This window comes from Allokutzneria multivorans (genome assembly GCF_039537405.1).
Lineage (GTDB): Bacteria > Actinomycetota > Actinomycetes > Mycobacteriales > Pseudonocardiaceae > Allokutzneria > Allokutzneria multivorans.
Genome location: NZ_BAABAL010000009.1, coordinates 157,916 through 173,280 on the forward strand (window position 1 = coordinate 157,916; position 15,365 = coordinate 173,280).

Here is a 15,365-nt window from a genome sequence, read left to right on the forward strand (position 1 = left end):
TCCACAACAGGTGCGGCATCGGTTCTGACGGCTGGAAAGCTGCCTCTGCCTAGGGGCTCGTTCGCCGAGAAGCGGAGGTGACCCGGCTCGCTGCCAAGCGGGCCGGGTCACCTCGACCGGATGCGCCGATCGTCACTATGACGTTCGGGCAGCGGATGGCTTGTTCCGCAGGGAACTGGCCATCCGGGTGACCGGAGGGTGTCGTGCTTGGTGTGAGAGCCTGCATCGAATCACCTTCCGAGCCGCCGATCAAACGGTGGAAGGAGGTGAAGGCCATGGCTAAGAACTCACGCCAGACAGGCAGCAAGGCAGCCTCGGCTGCTGGTAAGACGCTATCGAACCCGAAGGCATCAGGCGCAGCGAAGGCTGCGGCTGCTAGTGCGCTGTCGCAGACGCCGAAGCAAGCCAAGAAGAAGTGATCGGTGCTGCCCTGGGCCTGTGACCAGGGCAGCACCTTGCAGAAGAGGGGAAAGATCGCCCCGAACTGCCAGCCCGCATCGACTGTGGATGACAAGCCCGGACGTTCTGTCTAGACTGTCTAGATACCGTGCGGGAGGGTGTATGAACGGGCACTGGCAGTTGCAAGAAGCCAAGCAGCGCTTCAGCGAGTTGATCAGATCGGTAGAGGTTGACGGTCCGCAGTTCGTCACGCGGCACGGTCAGGAAGTCGCAGTCGTCATCGACATCGTCGAGTACCGGCGTCTGCGTGGTGGCGCGCAGGACTTCAAGGACTTCTTGCGATCAGGGCCGGATCTCAGCGCTTTGGAGATCGAACGATCTTCGGAACTTTCCCGTGTCGTTGATCTGGGTGAGGGTGCGTGAGTTTTCTGCTCGACACCAACGTGGTGTCCGAGATTCGCAAGAAAACACCCAACGCAGGCGTGCTTGACTGGTTCGGTTCTGTTCCGGCGACCGAGCTGTTCCTCAGTGTTCTCGTCGTCGGCGAGATCCGGCAGGGGATCGAGAGGTTGGCGCGGCGTGACGCGACGCAGGCTGAAGTTCTCGAGCGTTGGCTCAAGCAACTGGTAACTGCTTACGAGGACAGGATCGTCCCGATCACTACGGAGATCGCCGATACGTGGGGGCGGCTCAACGTTCCCAATCCCGTGCCTGCCATCGACGGGTTGCTGGCGGCCACTGCGCTGGTGCGTGGCTGGACCCTTGTCACTCGCAACACGAGCGATGTCGCGTCAACCGGAGTTCGCCTCGTGGATCCATTCAGCTCGCCTCCGTGATCGCCGGCTGTGAACGAGAAGCTTTACCTGTGGCATCAAGACGCGTCTGGATGAGCTGTTCGGAACCGGGGTCGACGCCACGTCGGCCCCGGTTCTACCTTGTCCGCTCGTGGTCGTACGGACGACAGGGAAGTTCTGATGGACGCGGATCGGCTCTTGGCCGGCTACCTGGTGGCGACGAGAGGTGTCAGGACGGACTGGCAGGACGCGGGGCTGCCCGGCGCCGACCTGATCTCGATGAGCGACTGCGTCGTGGACGTGGTGCCTGCGAATCGTGACGGCTGGGACGACTGGTTCGACGACCCGGTTTCGGCTGAACGATCACGCGCTCACGCGGATCGACCAGGGCTGCGCGTGCTCGCCGTCGGCATCGCCGCGACCGACGCCCCGGCCGTGCTCCAGGACATGGCCGAAGCGGGCTACGGCCCGGACGCGGGCGGGATGATGGGACGCCTGGCCCGGCGGGAGGCCTTCCCCGACGTCCGCTCCGGCCGAGCGAGCGGCTTCGAGCTGGTCGGCTTCGACGTCGGCGCCTGGCACACGTGGACCTGCCTCGGCGGGCTCGTCGACGACGTTCGGCAGGCGACGGGCGTTCGGCCGGGGCGATGGGGGTTGATCCAGGACGAGCAGGAGGCTCGTCGGGCCGCGGCGTGGCTCACGACGTCCGGGCTCGGCGATCCGAAGGTCTTCCTGTGGGTTCCCGCCCTGCTGGTCGACGTCAGCGACCACTCCACCAGCATGCCGGACTGAGCTAAGTGCTTGACGTACGTCACGTACTTAAAGCGTGCTGCTGGGACACCACTGGGGAGGCCGACATGTCCGCTGTCCACTTCGACAGCTACACCGAGGCTCGCGCGCATCTGAAGGACCTGCTGGACGCCGCTGAGAAAGGACGGGTCGCCACCGTTCGGCGTGACGCGGCCGTGACCGCCGTCGTGGACGTCGAGCGTCTGCGTCACTTTCTCTCGTCGAACGTACCGTCACGTGCTCAGGTCGTGCCGGAGGGCGGCGGTTGGTCGGTGTTCATCCCAGGGCTGCCGGTCGCCGCCGACGGCACCTCGTTCGACGAAGCGATCGGCGAGATGGTCGATGCCCTGCGGGAGTACGCCGAGGACTGGCAGGAGCGCTTGCTCGACGCGCCGAACCACCGTGACAACTGGGGGCTGGTGCAGTTGGTCAGCCTCAGTTCTGACGAGCAGGTGCGTGAGTGGCTTGTCGGCGGCGCGCGGTGACGTCCTGGCCCCAGCCGACGCGCAAGGATCACGAGACGTTCTGCCGAGTCGAGGAATGGCGTCGGGTGCGGGACGCTCGCGGGCGCACCGGGACCCACCACGTCACCTACGAGTTCGATCTCGCTGACGGCAGGATTCTGCGAACCCGCATCTCCCATCCCGTGGACCGCAGTGGCTACGGGGCGAGCATGTGGAAGCACACCCTTCGTGATCAGCTCGAGGTCGGCGAACCGGAGTTCTGGGCATGTGCGCGAGACGGCGTCAGGCCCGCGAGAGGAGTGCCCGAGCCGTCCGCGGAGGCGCTGCCCGTTGAACTCGTGCACCTGCTGATAACCCGCGTCGGCCTCGAAGAGTCCGAAGTCGCCGGGATGAGCAAGGAAGAAGCGGCGGCCAGGCTGCAGAGGTTCTGGGCCGAGGGAGAATGACGGGCATCTCGCGGATTTCCGTGGCCCGTCGATCATGCCAGCGCGCGCTGGTCGACCACTAGCACCCCGACTGAGCACTCCGACTTCGCCTCGAGTTGGGGTGTCTTCAAGACCGGCATACCCTCCTGTTGATCATCGTTAACCGCAGCACACCCGGCGTTCCGTGAGGGTTTGCTGCGGTTGAAGACGGCTGGGGTGGGGGTTGGGTGGTCTTGAAGACTGGCGAACCCTGTGCTCCGCTCGCGGTCTAGGCGTGGGTGAGGTCTTGCAGGCAGGCTGCGGGGTGGTCGGCATGGAGAGGAACGGGGAGTGGCCGTTCGGCAGGGTGTGGACCTGGACGCCGGGTAGGGCGGTGTGCATGCGGCGCTGGGTGGCGATGCCGAGCGCGCGGTCACGAGTGCACTCGACGTAGACGCGCGGGACGCGGCCGAAGCTTTGGTCGGAGAGACGGATTTCCGTGCCTTCCAGGGGAATCGCGGGCTCGGGACGAGCTGACGGAAACCGAAGCGGGGGCGGCGGGGTACGTGGTGCGCGAAGCGTCGGAGGTCGACGCGCGCCGCGTGGCGGTGAAGCTCACGGGCGCGGGGCGGGAGTTGCTGAACGCCTCGCATCGTTGGCAGCAGGAGCGGTTCGACAGCCTGGTGGCGCACTGGGACCTGGCCGATCGCAAGCGGTTCGCGGACTACTTGCGCAGGCTCGCGGACGAGGTCGTTGAGTAGCGCGCGATGAGCTTGAACGCGACGACGGTGAGGACGAGGTAGGCGGGGACGGCGAGCAGTGCTTCAGGGGCGAGGATCTCGACGGGGGCACCGGACGCGCGGCCGAGGACGATTCGGTTGACGGACAAGAAGGTCAGGTGCAGGGCGATGTTGGTCCACAGTGATCCTGTCGCGATCCTGGCGACAAGCAGGGTGTAGCCGAAGAGTGCGAGCAGGGGCAGGTAGGACACCGGTTCCTCGCCGACGGGGGCGATCGAGGGCGGCTGTGCTGATCGGCCGAGCAGGGTGGAGACACCGAAACTGACCACTGTGGACAGTCCGGGCGCGATCATGAACAGGGCGGTGGTGAAGAACATCGCCCAGCCCGGGCGGTGGCGCGAGCGCAGGTTCTGGAAGACGTAGCCGCGGAAGGCCAGCTCCTCCGGCAGTGCCTCCAGCGCGAAGGCGATCAGCGCGTTGGTGCCGAGGAAACCCACCAGTGCCAACAGGTCTACCGGGCCCCAGCGCAGCAAGCCGAGTGCGGTCGCGGTGCCGATGGTGATCGTCGCGGCGCTCGCGGTGACGAGGACGCCGAGCCCGAAGGAGCGCGCTGACCAGCGAACGTCCAAATCGGACAGTGGTTGGCGGTCAACGCGCTTGCGCAGCAGGACGATCAGCGGGACGGCGATGGCGGAGCACACCAGCGCGGCGCCCAGCCCACCGACCCCGCTCGCTCCCGCGACGCCGAGGGCGAGCGCGAAGACGGCGGTGCCCAGGAGCGCCCGGAAGTACGGATGCATGCTGTCCCTCCTCGTTTCCGTACGACTGTACAGAAAAGATGTAGGATGGGCACATGCCGAAGATCGTGGACCACGAGCAGCGCAGGCGGGAGCTGGCAAGCGCGGTGTGGGCGGTGGTTCGGCGGGACGGGGTGGCTGCGGCCTCGGTGCGGGCGGTCGCCCGGGAAGCGGGCTGGTCGCCGAGCTCGGTGCAGTACTACTTCGCCACTCAGGACGAGCTGCTGACGTTCGCGATGCGGATGACCGTGGACGGGGCTGAACAGCGGCTGCGGGAGGATTCGGCGAACCCGGAGGACCCGAGGTCGCTGGTGTTCACGACGGTGGAACGCTTGCTGCCCTTGGACTCCGACGCGCGCGTCGCGACGGAGCTGTGGGTGGCCTTCCTGTCCCGAGTGCTCATCGACGCGGACGCGCGGGCCTTCAACTCGCAGACGGCGCGTGAGACCTCGGAGCTGTTCGCGACGGTGATCGGCGGGCTGTGCGATGCGGGCATGGCGGCGGAGGGGCTCGACGCGGGCCTGGAGGCGGACCGGCTGCACGCGCTGTTCGACGGGCTGTCGGTGCAGGTCGCGACAGAGCCGGAGCGGATGACGCCGGAGCGCGTGCGCGCGGTTGTCCTCGCGCACATCGACTCGTTGCTGCTACCGGAACACCGCGGGGGCTGGCATGATCCGCCGCGATGACATCGACCTCGACCTCAGGGAAACGCACCACCGACTCTCTTGACGGGCTCTCCGTCGGCGACGCTCTCGGCGCCCAGTTCTTCGTTCCCGGCTCCTCCGTGCCGGACCTCCTCCTCGGTACGACCCCGGCGCCCCCGTGGCCCTGGACCGACGACACCGAGATGGCGTGCACCCTCGCCGCCGAACTCCGAGATCATGGCTCTGTGCACCAGGATCGGCTCGCGCTGGCGTTCGCAGAGCGCTGCGAGCCGTATCGCGGCTACGGCCCTGGCGCGGTGGTGACGCTGCGCCGCATCCGCGAGGGCGAGCCTTGGCGCACAGTGGCCAGGGAAGCCTTCGGCGGCCAGGGGTCCTGCGGCAACGGGGCGGCGATGCGGGTGGCCCCGCTCGGCGCCCACTTCGCCGACGACCCGGGCCGCGCGGCGACCGAGGCCGCGCTGTCGGCCGAGGTCACGCACCCGCACCCGGAAGGCGTCGCCGGAGCCGTCGCGGTCGCCCTGGCGGCGGCGCACGCGGCCGACCCCTCGGTGACCGCGCGCGACCTGCTCGACGCCGTCATAGACCAGATGGCTGAAGGCCAAGTGAGACAGGGAATTGCCCAAGCCGCCGCGCTGCTCGGTTGCACTACCGCTGAGGCGGCGTACCAACTCGGTAACGGGTCCAGGGTGACCGCGCAGGACACGGTTCCCTTCACCCTGTGGGCGGCCGCGACCCACCTCGACGACTACGCGGCGGCGATCACCGCGTGCGTCGAGGCGGGCGGCGACGTCGACACGACGGGGGCCATCGTCGGCGGCGTTGTGGCCACCCGAACGGCGGTTCCGAGAGATTGGCTGGCCGCGAGGGAACCGCTTCCCGGCTGGTGAGGGGAGCTTTTCCGGCACCCCCTAGAGGAGCCGTTCGGTGGCGGCGCGAAATGCGTCCGGGTTGACCTGGGCGCCGCCGCTGAACGGATTCTCCATCTGCGATATCGCGAAGAGCAGCAGTGTGATGGTCGCGGTCAGCGCCACCACGATAATGACGTGCGGGATCAGGTTGGGGCCGCCGAAAAGATACGGGAATGAAACAGACATAATGCCGCCGATGATCAGCGCGAACCACACCACGCTGTTCACGCCCTTGCCCGCCGCCTCCAGTCTTGCCTGGCGCGACTGGTAGACCTGCCACAGCTGGTTGGCGGCCTCGGCCTGCCTGCTCTCCTGCCAGTCGCCGTCCGGCTTGGCCTCGGCGATGACGTTCTTCAGCCGCTCCAGGGTCAGCGCGCCGGAGGTCGCGACGGGCTCGCCCTCGCGCAGTCTCGGCCACTCCTCGTTGAGCACGGTGGCCGCATAAGACCTGCTCAGCTCCTTGACGAGGTCCTTGGTCGGCTCGGGGAGCGAACTGCCGGCCCAGTGCACGGCGACCAGCGCGTTGGCCTCCTCCGCGGAGTCCGAGCGCGCCTTGGCCGCCGCGTCGAACAGCGAGATCAGCACGAAGGCCACCAGCACCGCGTGCAGCCCGCCCACCACGGCGAAGACGCTGCCCGCCGAGGAGTTGTTGCGCTCGTCGTCCCAGCCGAACTTCGTCTGCAGCACCACCGCGATCGTGGCGGCGACGGCCGAAGCACCCAGGACCCAAAGTAACCCAATGGTGTAGATATTCAATTCGGCCCCTTTCTGGTGCAGAATTACATCACGGCGCGCTGGGGCCGTACAGTCGCTGAACAGATGGGACAGAAGGCGTCCGCGCCGGGTGAAAACACGGTGCGATACCGGAAGTGGTGCTCGAATGTCGTATTCCGTTGCTCCATTACGGTGGCGGGGTCGAATCGTCGTCGTGTGCGGCACGGCGCTGGTGCTGGTCGTCTCCGTCCCGCTGCCGGACGGCCAGGACAGCGCCGAGGCGGCCCCGCCGCTGTGCACGGCCTACCAGGTGAGCACCGCGAGCGGCGGCTCGCTGTCCACCCTGCTGCGCGTGCAGTCGCCGTCGTGGAACCCGGTTTCCCAGCGACAGCTGGACTTCGCGGTGAACGCGATCGGCTTCGCGCGCTCCCAAGGGCTGACCTACGGCATCGCCTCGCGCGGGCGGAGCGGGCCGTTCCGCCACGTCGCGCACGTGGTGACCATCGACAACCAGGGCCGCGCCACCGATCTCGGGCCGGTGCGCACGACGGGGCCGGTTCGCTTGCCGCACAGCGGTTTCCTCGACACCTACGCGGGCGCGGTCTCCGGGAGCCGACTCTACCTGCGCGATGACTCCACCCTGTACGCGCTGGACATCAACCCGGCGAGCCCGACCTTCCTCGGCGTGCTCAGCTCGGTGCGGATGCGGCCGAGCTGGCCGGTCGAGGGCGTCGACGACTTCGCGGTCAACGAGGCCGACGGACAGCTCTACGGCGTCTCCTCCAGCGGGCCGCTGCACGGGATCCTGGTGCGCATCAACCCGTCCACGGGCGCGGTCACCCAGTTGCCGACGCACCCCGCGCTGCCGGGCTCCTCGACCTACGGCGCCGTGGTGATCGACTCCGCGCGGACCATGTACGCGCTCAACAACAACACGCACGGGGCGAGCCGGGTCTTCCAGATCTCCCTGGACGGCTCCGGAGCGACGCGCGAGGTCGCGCAGGGGCCGCGGCTCGTCGCGACGGACGCGGCCGGATGCCTTGCGGCGCCGCCATCTCCGCCTCCGCCGCCTCCTCCGCCCCCGCCGCCGACCACGACGAAGCCCCGCCCGACCACGACGACCACCGCGCCGCCGACGACGACGACGACCACGCCGCCACCCACGACGGAGCCGCCGCCCCCGACCACCGCGCCGCCGCCCGCCCCGCCGCCGAAGCCGAAGTCCAAGCCGTTGCCGGTGACGGACCTCAAGAAGGAGGAGGTTGCGCAGTCCTCGATCACGCCGACGCGGAAGTGGGCCATCGCCACCGTCGTCATGGTGATGATGGGCGCGGGATCGGCCGCCGCGGCGTACCGTAACCGCAGGTGAGACTCGCCCATGCCAAGGGGGACAAGGACATGAACGCTCTGGCGAGGCTGGGGACGGCGCGGGTCGCACTGACCGCGCTGACCGGTGTCACGGCGCTGTACTTCGCGTTGATCGTCTTCGGCAACGTGACCGACTACGGCACCAACGAACAGTTCGTCGTGCACGTGCTGGCGATGGACACCACGTTCCAGGACCCCGACGTGATGTGGCGGGCGATCACCAGCCCCACCGCCGTCACCATCGCCTACGTGCTGATCATCGCGTGGGAGGCGGTGACCGCGCTGGTGCTCGTCGCCGCCTTCGTCGCGTGGCTGCGGCGCGGCGGCGAGGAGACCGCGCGGCGGCTGTCCGTGCTGGGGTGGGTGATGGCCGTGCTGCTCTTCGGCGGCGGCTTCATCGCGATCGGCGGCGAGTGGTTCCAGATGTGGCAGTCCTCGAAGTGGAACGGCGTGGAAGCCGCGTTCCGCAACGTGGTCGTCGCCTCGATCGGCCTGATCGTCGCGCTCGGCGGGCGCACGCGCGACCGGTCGCGACCGCTCCCGTGATCCGGATGGGTGCCGACCTGCTGGCGCGAGGCTGAAATTCCGGGTGTCGTCGGTAGGAGGTGGTAGAACTGGCCTTCGTGTTCGCCTATCTCCCCGTCTCCGGTCCCGTGCGCTTCGAACCGGACGGCATGCGGCTGCAATGGCGGACGGGCTCCGCCGAGGCGAGCTACGTCGGCGACTTCGTGGCCTGGTCGGACATCCGCGACGCCGATCCCTCGACGACCCCGCCGGAACTGCGCTTACAGGACGGCAGGACGGTCTTCCTCGCCGCCGAGCAGAGCGAGGAGCTGGCCGAGCGGCTGTGGGCGGCAGGGGTGACCCTGGCGCACCGCCCGGACGTGTGGGGCCACCTGCTGGAGCCGTTCCTGGACCGCGACTACGACGAGGTCAAGGAGCGGATCGAGGACGACCTGCGGTACTGGGGTTTCACCGAGGCCGAGGTCGACCTGTTCCGCGAGCGCGTGCGCTGGCGGATGCTGCTGTTCACCCGCTTCGGCGGCGAGTGGACCACCTACGGGCAGGCCGACCTGGTGCTGGCGTGGTTCCTGCTGCGAGTGCCGCCGATGTTCGTCAGCGCAGGCGACTACCGCAGGTTCCGCAGGCTCAACGACGAGATCGCTGATCGACCCACCCGGGGCGGCACTCGCTGAATATGCTGTCCCGATGCGAGTGAGCGGGGCGATCGGTGCGGCGGCGGCAGCGGCGGTGTTCGTCGCCGTGCTGGTGTTCGGGCCCGACGCCGGGAAGGTCACCGGCGTCGCCGTCGAGGCACCACCCCCGCCGGCGCCGACGGTCACCACGACCACCCGCCCGGTCGCTCGGGCCGTGCTGAAGACGGCGGAGAACCCGTTGCTGGGCAACGGGATCGGGCTGCGCGAGATCACCTGCGAGCTGCCGAAGTTCGGCAGGGCGGCCGAGCAGCTGCGCGCCTACTACAAGGCCATGATCACCTGCATGGACGACGCGTGGCGGCCCGCGCTGGAGCAGGCGAACCTGCCGTTCGGCTCGCCGGAGCTGAACATCGAGGACAAGCCGACCACCGGCTGCGGGCCCGCGCCCTCGGACAACGAGGCGACCGCGTTCTACTGCGGGGCGGACCGGACGATCTACGTGCCGAGGGCGACCGTGCTCGACGCCGTGGAGTCCCACCGCGCGGGCCACCTGAACCTGCTCGGGCACGAGTACGGCCACCACGTGCAGCTGCTCAGCGGGATCGCGCTGGCCAACGGCAGCGCCGTGCACAAGGCCGGCGAGGACACCCCGGCCGGGCTGGAGCTGATCCGCCGCCAGGAGTTGCAGGCGAACTGCTTCTCCGGGCTGTTCATCGCCGCGGCGTCGGGGCGGGGCACCGTGACCAAGCAGCTCGCCGACGCCGCTGTCCGCTCGTTCAACGATTCCGTCGCCGACGACACGCACGGCAAGCTCCCCAACCAGGTGCGCTGGGGCACCGACGGGTTCCGGAAACGGACGACCTCGGCCTGCAACACCTACAACGCCCCTTCCGCCCAAGTCGCCTGAACAGCGGCGAAGTGGGTGAACCCGGACATTCGGGGTATCGCGGCGCGGGGCGGAGTCGCTAGCGTGCCGGAGGGTAGGCACCGCTGGCGACGAGCACCGGAGGTACCCCCGATGAGGATCGCGGACGTGTTGCGCGGCAAGGGTTCGGCCGTGGCCACCATTGAGCAGCGGAGCTCGGTGACCGAACTGCTCGCGGCGCTGGCCCAGCACAACGTCGGCGCCCTGGTCGTCGTCGACGCCGACGGCGGGCTCGCCGGGATCGTCTCCGAGCGCGATGTCGTGCGCACCCTGAACGAGCGCGGGGCCGAGGTGCTCACCGGCCCCGTCTCGGCGATCATGACCAGCCGCGTGTTCACCTGCGGGCCGGAGGAGTCCGTGGACACGCTCACCGTGCAGATGACCGAGCGCAGGATCAGGCACGTCCCGGTGCTCGACGGCGGCGCGCTCGTCGGCATCGTCAGCATCGGCGACGTGGTGAAGAGCCGGATCTCGCAGCTGGAGCAGCACGGCGAGCAGCTCCAGGCCTACATCTCCCAGGGCTGAGCGGGGCTCACATCCCGAACCAGCTCGCGGCGTCGAGCCGGACCCCCTCGGCGGGCGCCATCGTCCGCAGCGCCGACTCGACCTGCTGGAGTCGTTGTGCGCCAAGGGATTTCTCCCACGTCGCGCGCAGCTCGTCGAAGATCGCCGCCGACCTGGCGAGCGCGTCCACGCCGCGTGGGGTGAGCCGGACGTGCTTGCGCCTGGCGTCGGCGGCGTCCTCGACCCGCTCCGCGTAGCCCAGCGCGGCCAGGCGGTCCACGGTCTTGCCCGCCGCCTGCTTGGAGACGCCGAGCCGCCTGCCCATGTCGCTCGCGGTGGCCCCCTGCGCGCCGATCGCCTGCATCGCGAAACCGTGCGCGGGGCGCAGATCGGGGTGGCCCTGCACGGCCAGCTCCGCGTGCAGCCGGTCGATCAGCGAGCGGAAGCCCGCGAACAGCAGCAACGGCAGCTCGAAGCCCGGGGGCTTGCGCAACTCGACAACCTGGTTTACCTTTTCGTCAACCACGTTGTCGACTTTACCCCTGGGGGCCCCATGTTCACCGACCACACGATCGAGACCGCACCCGCCGCCTCCCGCAGGGCCATGGAGGCGACCAGGGCGAAGCTGGGCCACGTGCCCACGGCGGTCGCCCGGCTCGCCGAGTCGCCGCACCTGCTGGACGGCTTCCTCAGGATGAGCGGGATCTTCGAGAGCACGACGCTGGACATGGTCTCCCGCGAGACGGTGATCATGACCGTGGCGGTGCGCAACGGCTGCGAGATCTGCGTCCAGATGCACTCCGCGAAGCTCGCCGAGCACCCCGAGCTGGTCACGGCGCTGCGCGAGCGCGCGAGGCTGCCCGACGAACGGCTGGAAGCGTTGCGGCGCTTCACCATCGCCGTGCTGGAGACCGCGGGAGGGGTGGACGACGAGACACTGGAGGACTTCCTCGCGCACGGCTACACGAAGCAGAACGCGCTGGAGGTGGTGCTGGGCATCGGCACCTACACGATGTCCACGCTGGCCAACCGGATGACGCGGTCCTAGTTCCTGGCCATCGTCAGCCAGGCGCGCAGGCCGAGTCCGAGCAGCGAGCGAGCCGATCCGCTCGGCAGCGCGGCGAGCTTCGGGGCCATCGCGGGCAGCCGGTGGTGCTGGCGCAGCGCGACCCCCCTGGCGGCGTTGAGCGCGGCGACGGGGTGGTTGTCCAGCACGCTGTGCGACATGTCCCGGAACGGCACGAGCACACCGTCCGGCAGCAGCCGGGCGGTGCGCTCGGCCACCGGGCGCACGGTCCGCAGATCGCGCTCGGCGGTCAGCACCGCGGTCGGCCACGTGAAGTTCTCCAGAGCGCTCAGCAGGCAGCGCGGCTCGCCCTCGAAGGCGGGAAAACCCTTGGCGTGCTTGGCGAAGGCAACGGCTTGGTCCAGCGGGAGACCGTCCGGTTCCAGGTCGTAGAGCTCGCGGTAGTTCATCGCCGAGACCAGGTCCAGCTCCAGCACGTACCGGCTGGGCTTGCCGAGCTCGTCGTCGGCGACCCGGTGGATCCAGCGCCACGGACCCCACCGGCCCGCCGCGACGGCGTCCAGCAGCCGGTCCACCATCGCGGGCCCGCCCAGCTCGTAGAAGGCCGGGATCACGCTGCCGGTCTCCTCGGCCGGGACCACACCGCTCGCGACCAGCTCGCGCAGTTTGGCCGCGACGCCCCTGGTCGCCGGGTCCTCGCCGTGCCAGAGCAACCGCCGCACCTCGTCCCGCGCGACCGCGAAGTCCGAGGTGGTGGAGTAGGTGGAGTCCAGGACCATCCCGGCGACGCGCTCGGGGTGCTTGGCCCCGAAGGTCTGCGCCAGGTACGCGCCGTAGGAGCTGCCGAGCACGATCGCGCGTTCGAGTTCGCAGTCGTCGAGCACGGCGGCGAGGTCGTCGGCGGCAGCGTCCACGGTGAGCGCGCCGAAGGGCAGGTCGTGGCCCAGTTCGTCGTGCCGGGACAGCCCGATTCCCCGGTGCTCCACCATGATCACGTCGAACTCGCGGCGCGCGGCCAGCGCCCGCTGCCGGTGGTAGGGCAGCACCGAGGCGAGGCCGGGCCCGCCGGGCAGCACCAGCAGCGGCGTCGCGCCCCTGCTGCCCTCGCGGACGTAGGTCAGCTCGAACCGCCGCGAGCCGCCCTCGATCATCGGCCTGCTCAGCCTGCGCACCGAGGGGCTGTGGCGGAACTCCGCGATCACCTGCTCGCTGCGCTGCTCCCGCTTCTCTTCCCGTCGTGTGTCCACAGTGGACATCCATCCCCCCTCTGGCCCGCCCCGCCCGGTGAACGAGCGGGACGGTCGTCGGGTTCCAGCTCTGTTCAGCCCGCGGGCCGGAAGGACCTGCGGTACGCGCTCGGCGCGACCCCGAGCCTGGCACGAAGGTGCTGCCGCAGCGAAGCCGCCGTGCCGAAACCGGCCCGAGCCGCGATCTTCTCCACCGGCAGGTCGGTGTCCTCCAGCAACCGCCGCACGTGCTCGACGCGCTGGTGCACCAGCCACTGGCCGGGACTGGAGCCGGTCTCCTCGCGGAAGCGCCTGGTGAAGGTGCGCACGCTCATCCGGGCGTGTTCGGCCAGCTCGCGCAGGGTCAGCGGCTCGCCGAGGCGGTGCAGCGCCCACTCGCGGGTGGCCGCCGTGCTGGCCTCGGCCGGCTCGGGCAGCGGCCGCTCGATGAACTGCGACTGCCCGCCGTCGCGCCACGGGGCGATCACGCAGCGGCGCGCGGCGCGGTTGGCCACGCCGCTTCCGTGGTCGCGGCGGATCACGTGCAGGCACAGGTCAGGGCCCGCGCCGACGCCCGCCGAGGTCAGCACGTCGCCGTCGTCGACGAACAGCACGTCCGGATCGAGCAGCACCCTCGGGAACAGCCGCCGGAACCGCCGCGCATAGGCCCAGTGCGTCGTCGCGGGCCTGCCGTCGAGCAACCCGGCGGCGGCGAGCACGAAGGCTCCGGTGCAGATCGACATCATCCGCGCGTGGCCCGCCGCCCGGCGCAGCGTGTCGATGACGTGCTGGTCGAGCACCCCGTCCTTGACCGGGCTGCCCTGCTGCATGCCGATGGTGATCACCGTCTGCGCCCAGTCCAGCGCTTCCGGGCCGTGCTCGGGATGGACGCGGTACCCGGCCGCGCAGCGGATCGGGCCACCGTCGGGGGTGCAGACGCGCACCTCGTACAGCGGTGCGCCGTTCTCGTCCCGCGCGCAGCCGAAGACCTGCGCGGGCACTCCGAGGTCGAATCCCACCGAGCCCTCCAGGGCGAGCACGGCGATGCGGTGCGGTCCGGTCATGGCCCGATCCTGACACAGGTTGACCATCAGGCCACTCGTCCGAGTGAAACCGTTGCTTGAAGCTCGTCCGGTGACACAGAGATATCGCGGGCGACCGCACCGCGCCTGGATCGTGGCCGCCGTCGCTTTTGTCGCGCTCGTCGGCGCGGCGGGCTTCCGGGCCACCCCCGGAGTGATGATCAACCCGCTGCACGAGGAGTTCGGCTGGCCGCTGAGCACGATCTCGCTCGCTGTTTCGATCAACCTGCTGCTTTATGGCCTGACTTCACCGTTTGCCGCCGCGTTGATGGACCGCTTCGGTATCCGGCAGGTGGTCGCGTGGGCGCTGTTGTTGGTCGCGGCGGGCAGTGGGCTCACGGTGTTCATGGCGCAGTCCTGGCAGCTCATCCTGTTCTGGGGCGTTTTCGTCGGTTTGGGCACTGGATCGATGGCGTTGGCGTTCGTCGCGACAGTGACCAACCGGTGGTTCGTGAAGCACCGCGGCATCGTGACCGGCGTGCTCACCGCGGGTGGCGCGGCGGGACAGTTGGTGTTTCTGCCCGTACTCGCGCTGATCGTCGAACAAGGCACGTGGCGCTTCGCGTCGCTCACGGTCGCGTTGGCCGCGCTAGCCGTTGTGCCGCTTGTGTTGTGGCTGTTGCGCGATCACCCCAGCGAGGTCGGTTTGACCGCCTACGGTGCTTCCGGCCCCGTAGTGGCACCGCCTGCGTCTGAAGGGGGAGCTGCGCGACGGGCTGTTCGTGCGTTGTTCTCCGCCGCGCGCACCAAGACGTTCTGGTACCTCGCGGGCGGCTTCGCGATCTGTGGCATGACTACGAACGGTTTGGTGGGCACGCACTTCATCCCCGCCGCGCACGATCACGGCATGCCCACTACGGCTGCGGCGGGACTGCTCGCTTTGGTGGGCATCTTCGACATCGCGGGCACTGTGTTCTCCGGTTGGCTGACGGACCGGATCGACTCCCGTGTGCTGCTCGCCGTCTACTACGGCCTGCGGGGTGTGTCTTTGGCGATCCTGCCCAGCCTGTTCGACGCGACCGCGCACCCGAGCATGTTGGTGTTCATCATCTTCTACGGCTTGGACTGGGTGGCGACCGTTCCGCCGACCGTAGCGCTGTGCCGTGAACACTTCGGCGCAGACGGCGCGGTGGTCTTCGGGTGGGTCTTCGCCTCGCACCAGGTCGGCGCGGCGATCGCGGCCACTGCAGCAGGCCTGGTGCGCGATTCGCTCGGCGAGTACACCGTGGCGTGGTACGTCGCCGCGGGGCTTAGCACGGTGGCTGCCGCCCTGTCGCTGCTGATCGTGAAGAGCAGGAAAGCCGCCGTTGTGGAGCTGAATGCCCCAAAGCAGGGCACGCTCTCGCGAGCTCCTGGCGGTGACGCCGGATGACGTCATTGCTCGCCGATGTTTCTGGTGGTC

Annotated in this window: 21 protein-coding genes; 15 read left to right on the forward strand and 6 right to left on the reverse strand. The window is 69.2% G+C overall.

Annotation, left to right across the window (positions count from 1 at the left end):
- Positions 1–49: 49 nt before the first annotated feature.
- On the reverse strand, positions 50–514 hold the full coding sequence (locus ABD798_RS15645; protein WP_344875277.1) for a hypothetical protein: 465 nt from the start codon (positions 512–514) through the stop codon (positions 50–52).
- 47 nt (positions 515–561) lie between these two features.
- Between ABD798_RS15645 and ABD798_RS15650 the strand changes: the two genes are divergently transcribed.
- The 6 genes from ABD798_RS15650 (at position 562) to ABD798_RS15675 (ending at position 3,611) form a co-directional block, all read left to right on the forward strand.
- Positions 562–822, forward strand: coding sequence for a type II toxin-antitoxin system Phd/YefM family antitoxin (locus ABD798_RS15650; protein ID WP_344875279.1), 261 nt, complete (start codon positions 562–564; stop codon positions 820–822).
- Entirely contained in the window at positions 819–1,235 is a 417-nt protein-coding gene (locus tag ABD798_RS15655; protein ID WP_344875281.1) for a type II toxin-antitoxin system VapC family toxin, read from the forward strand. The genes ABD798_RS15650 and ABD798_RS15655 overlap by 4 nt, the downstream gene beginning before the upstream one ends.
- Before the next feature lie 138 nt (positions 1,236–1,373).
- Positions 1,374–1,985 (forward strand): hypothetical protein, encoded by a 612-nt coding sequence (locus ABD798_RS15660; protein WP_344875283.1) that lies wholly within the window; start codon positions 1,374–1,376, stop codon positions 1,983–1,985.
- Positions 1,986–2,050: 65 nt separating this feature from the next.
- A complete protein-coding gene (locus tag ABD798_RS15665; RefSeq protein WP_344875285.1) occupies positions 2,051–2,467 on the forward strand; it encodes a prevent-host-death protein in 417 nt (138 codons plus the stop codon).
- Positions 2,443–2,892, forward strand: a complete 450-nt coding sequence (locus ABD798_RS15670) for a cytotoxic translational repressor of toxin-antitoxin stability system (RefSeq protein ID WP_344875287.1) — start codon at positions 2,443–2,445, stop codon at positions 2,890–2,892. The genes ABD798_RS15665 and ABD798_RS15670 overlap by 25 nt, the downstream gene beginning before the upstream one ends.
- Before the next feature lie 527 nt (positions 2,893–3,419).
- A complete protein-coding gene (locus ABD798_RS15675; protein ID WP_344875289.1) occupies positions 3,420–3,611 on the forward strand; it encodes a hypothetical protein in 192 nt (63 codons plus the stop codon).
- Here ABD798_RS15675 and ABD798_RS15680 read toward each other — a convergent pair.
- Positions 3,575–4,390, reverse strand: coding sequence for a CPBP family glutamic-type intramembrane protease (locus ABD798_RS15680; RefSeq protein WP_344875291.1), 816 nt, complete (start codon positions 4,388–4,390; stop codon positions 3,575–3,577). The two genes, ABD798_RS15675 and ABD798_RS15680, sit on opposite strands and share 37 nt — an antisense overlap.
- Positions 4,391–4,443: 53 nt before the next feature.
- Here ABD798_RS15680 and ABD798_RS15685 point away from each other — a divergent pair, with 53 nt between their 5' ends.
- Both ABD798_RS15685 and ABD798_RS15690 read left to right on the forward strand, forming a co-directional pair.
- The gene (locus ABD798_RS15685; RefSeq protein WP_344875293.1) at positions 4,444–5,073 is read left to right on the forward strand and encodes a TetR/AcrR family transcriptional regulator; all 630 of its coding nucleotides are present in this window, start codon (positions 4,444–4,446) and stop codon (positions 5,071–5,073) included.
- Positions 5,070–5,939, forward strand: a complete 870-nt coding sequence (locus ABD798_RS15690) for an ADP-ribosylglycohydrolase family protein (RefSeq protein WP_344875295.1) — start codon at positions 5,070–5,072, stop codon at positions 5,937–5,939. Before ABD798_RS15685 ends, ABD798_RS15690 begins: the two co-directional genes overlap by 4 nt.
- Before the next feature lie 21 nt (positions 5,940–5,960).
- On the opposite strand, the gene ABD798_RS15695 is transcribed toward ABD798_RS15690, so the two are convergent.
- Entirely contained in the window at positions 5,961–6,647 is a 687-nt protein-coding gene (locus ABD798_RS15695; protein WP_344875297.1) for a bestrophin-like domain, read from the reverse strand.
- 241 nt (positions 6,648–6,888) lie between these two features.
- Between ABD798_RS15695 and ABD798_RS15700 the strand changes: the two genes are divergently transcribed.
- From ABD798_RS15700 to ABD798_RS15720, 5 genes are all read left to right on the forward strand, one after another.
- On the forward strand, positions 6,889–8,043 hold the full coding sequence (locus ABD798_RS15700; RefSeq protein ID WP_344875299.1) for a DUF6923 family protein: 1,155 nt from the start codon (positions 6,889–6,891) through the stop codon (positions 8,041–8,043).
- Positions 8,040–8,588 carry a DUF2165 domain-containing protein gene (locus ABD798_RS15705; RefSeq protein WP_344875301.1) on the forward strand — a complete coding sequence of 183 codons (549 nt, stop codon included), beginning with the start codon at positions 8,040–8,042 and terminating at the stop codon, positions 8,586–8,588. The genes ABD798_RS15700 and ABD798_RS15705 overlap by 4 nt, the downstream gene beginning before the upstream one ends.
- A 59-nt stretch (positions 8,589–8,647) precedes the next feature.
- The gene (locus tag ABD798_RS15710; protein WP_344875303.1) at positions 8,648–9,238 is read left to right on the forward strand and encodes a hypothetical protein; all 591 of its coding nucleotides are present in this window, start codon (positions 8,648–8,650) and stop codon (positions 9,236–9,238) included.
- Positions 9,239–9,251: 13 nt separating this feature from the next.
- Entirely contained in the window at positions 9,252–10,106 is an 855-nt protein-coding gene (locus ABD798_RS15715; RefSeq protein ID WP_344875305.1) for a neutral zinc metallopeptidase, read from the forward strand.
- Between the two features lie 111 nt (positions 10,107–10,217).
- A complete protein-coding gene (locus ABD798_RS15720; RefSeq protein ID WP_344875307.1) occupies positions 10,218–10,649 on the forward strand; it encodes a CBS domain-containing protein in 432 nt (143 codons plus the stop codon).
- A 7-nt stretch (positions 10,650–10,656) separates the two neighbouring features.
- Here ABD798_RS15720 and ABD798_RS15725 read toward each other — a convergent pair whose 3' ends face one another.
- Complete coding sequence (locus ABD798_RS15725; RefSeq protein ID WP_425549224.1) at positions 10,657–11,154, reverse strand: MarR family winged helix-turn-helix transcriptional regulator; 498 nt, start codon at positions 11,152–11,154, stop codon at positions 10,657–10,659.
- A 27-nt stretch (positions 11,155–11,181) separates the two neighbouring features.
- Between ABD798_RS15725 and ABD798_RS15730 the strand changes: the two genes are divergently transcribed.
- Positions 11,182–11,676, forward strand: coding sequence for a carboxymuconolactone decarboxylase family protein (locus ABD798_RS15730; protein ID WP_344875309.1), 495 nt, complete (start codon positions 11,182–11,184; stop codon positions 11,674–11,676).
- Here the strand turns inward: ABD798_RS15730 and ABD798_RS15735 are convergent.
- On the reverse strand, positions 11,673–12,902 hold the full coding sequence (locus tag ABD798_RS15735) for an alpha/beta fold hydrolase (protein ID WP_344875311.1): 1,230 nt from the start codon (positions 12,900–12,902) through the stop codon (positions 11,673–11,675). The genes ABD798_RS15730 and ABD798_RS15735 overlap by 4 nt on opposite strands.
- A 74-nt stretch (positions 12,903–12,976) precedes the next feature.
- A complete protein-coding gene (locus ABD798_RS15740; RefSeq protein ID WP_344875313.1) occupies positions 12,977–13,945 on the reverse strand; it encodes a GlxA family transcriptional regulator in 969 nt (322 codons plus the stop codon).
- A 70-nt stretch (positions 13,946–14,015) separates the two neighbouring features.
- On the opposite strand from ABD798_RS15740, the gene ABD798_RS15745 reads away from it, so the two are divergent.
- Complete coding sequence (locus tag ABD798_RS15745) at positions 14,016–15,335, forward strand: MFS transporter (RefSeq protein WP_344875315.1); 1,320 nt, start codon at positions 14,016–14,018, stop codon at positions 15,333–15,335.
- The last annotated feature ends 30 nt before the right edge of the window (positions 15,336–15,365 follow it).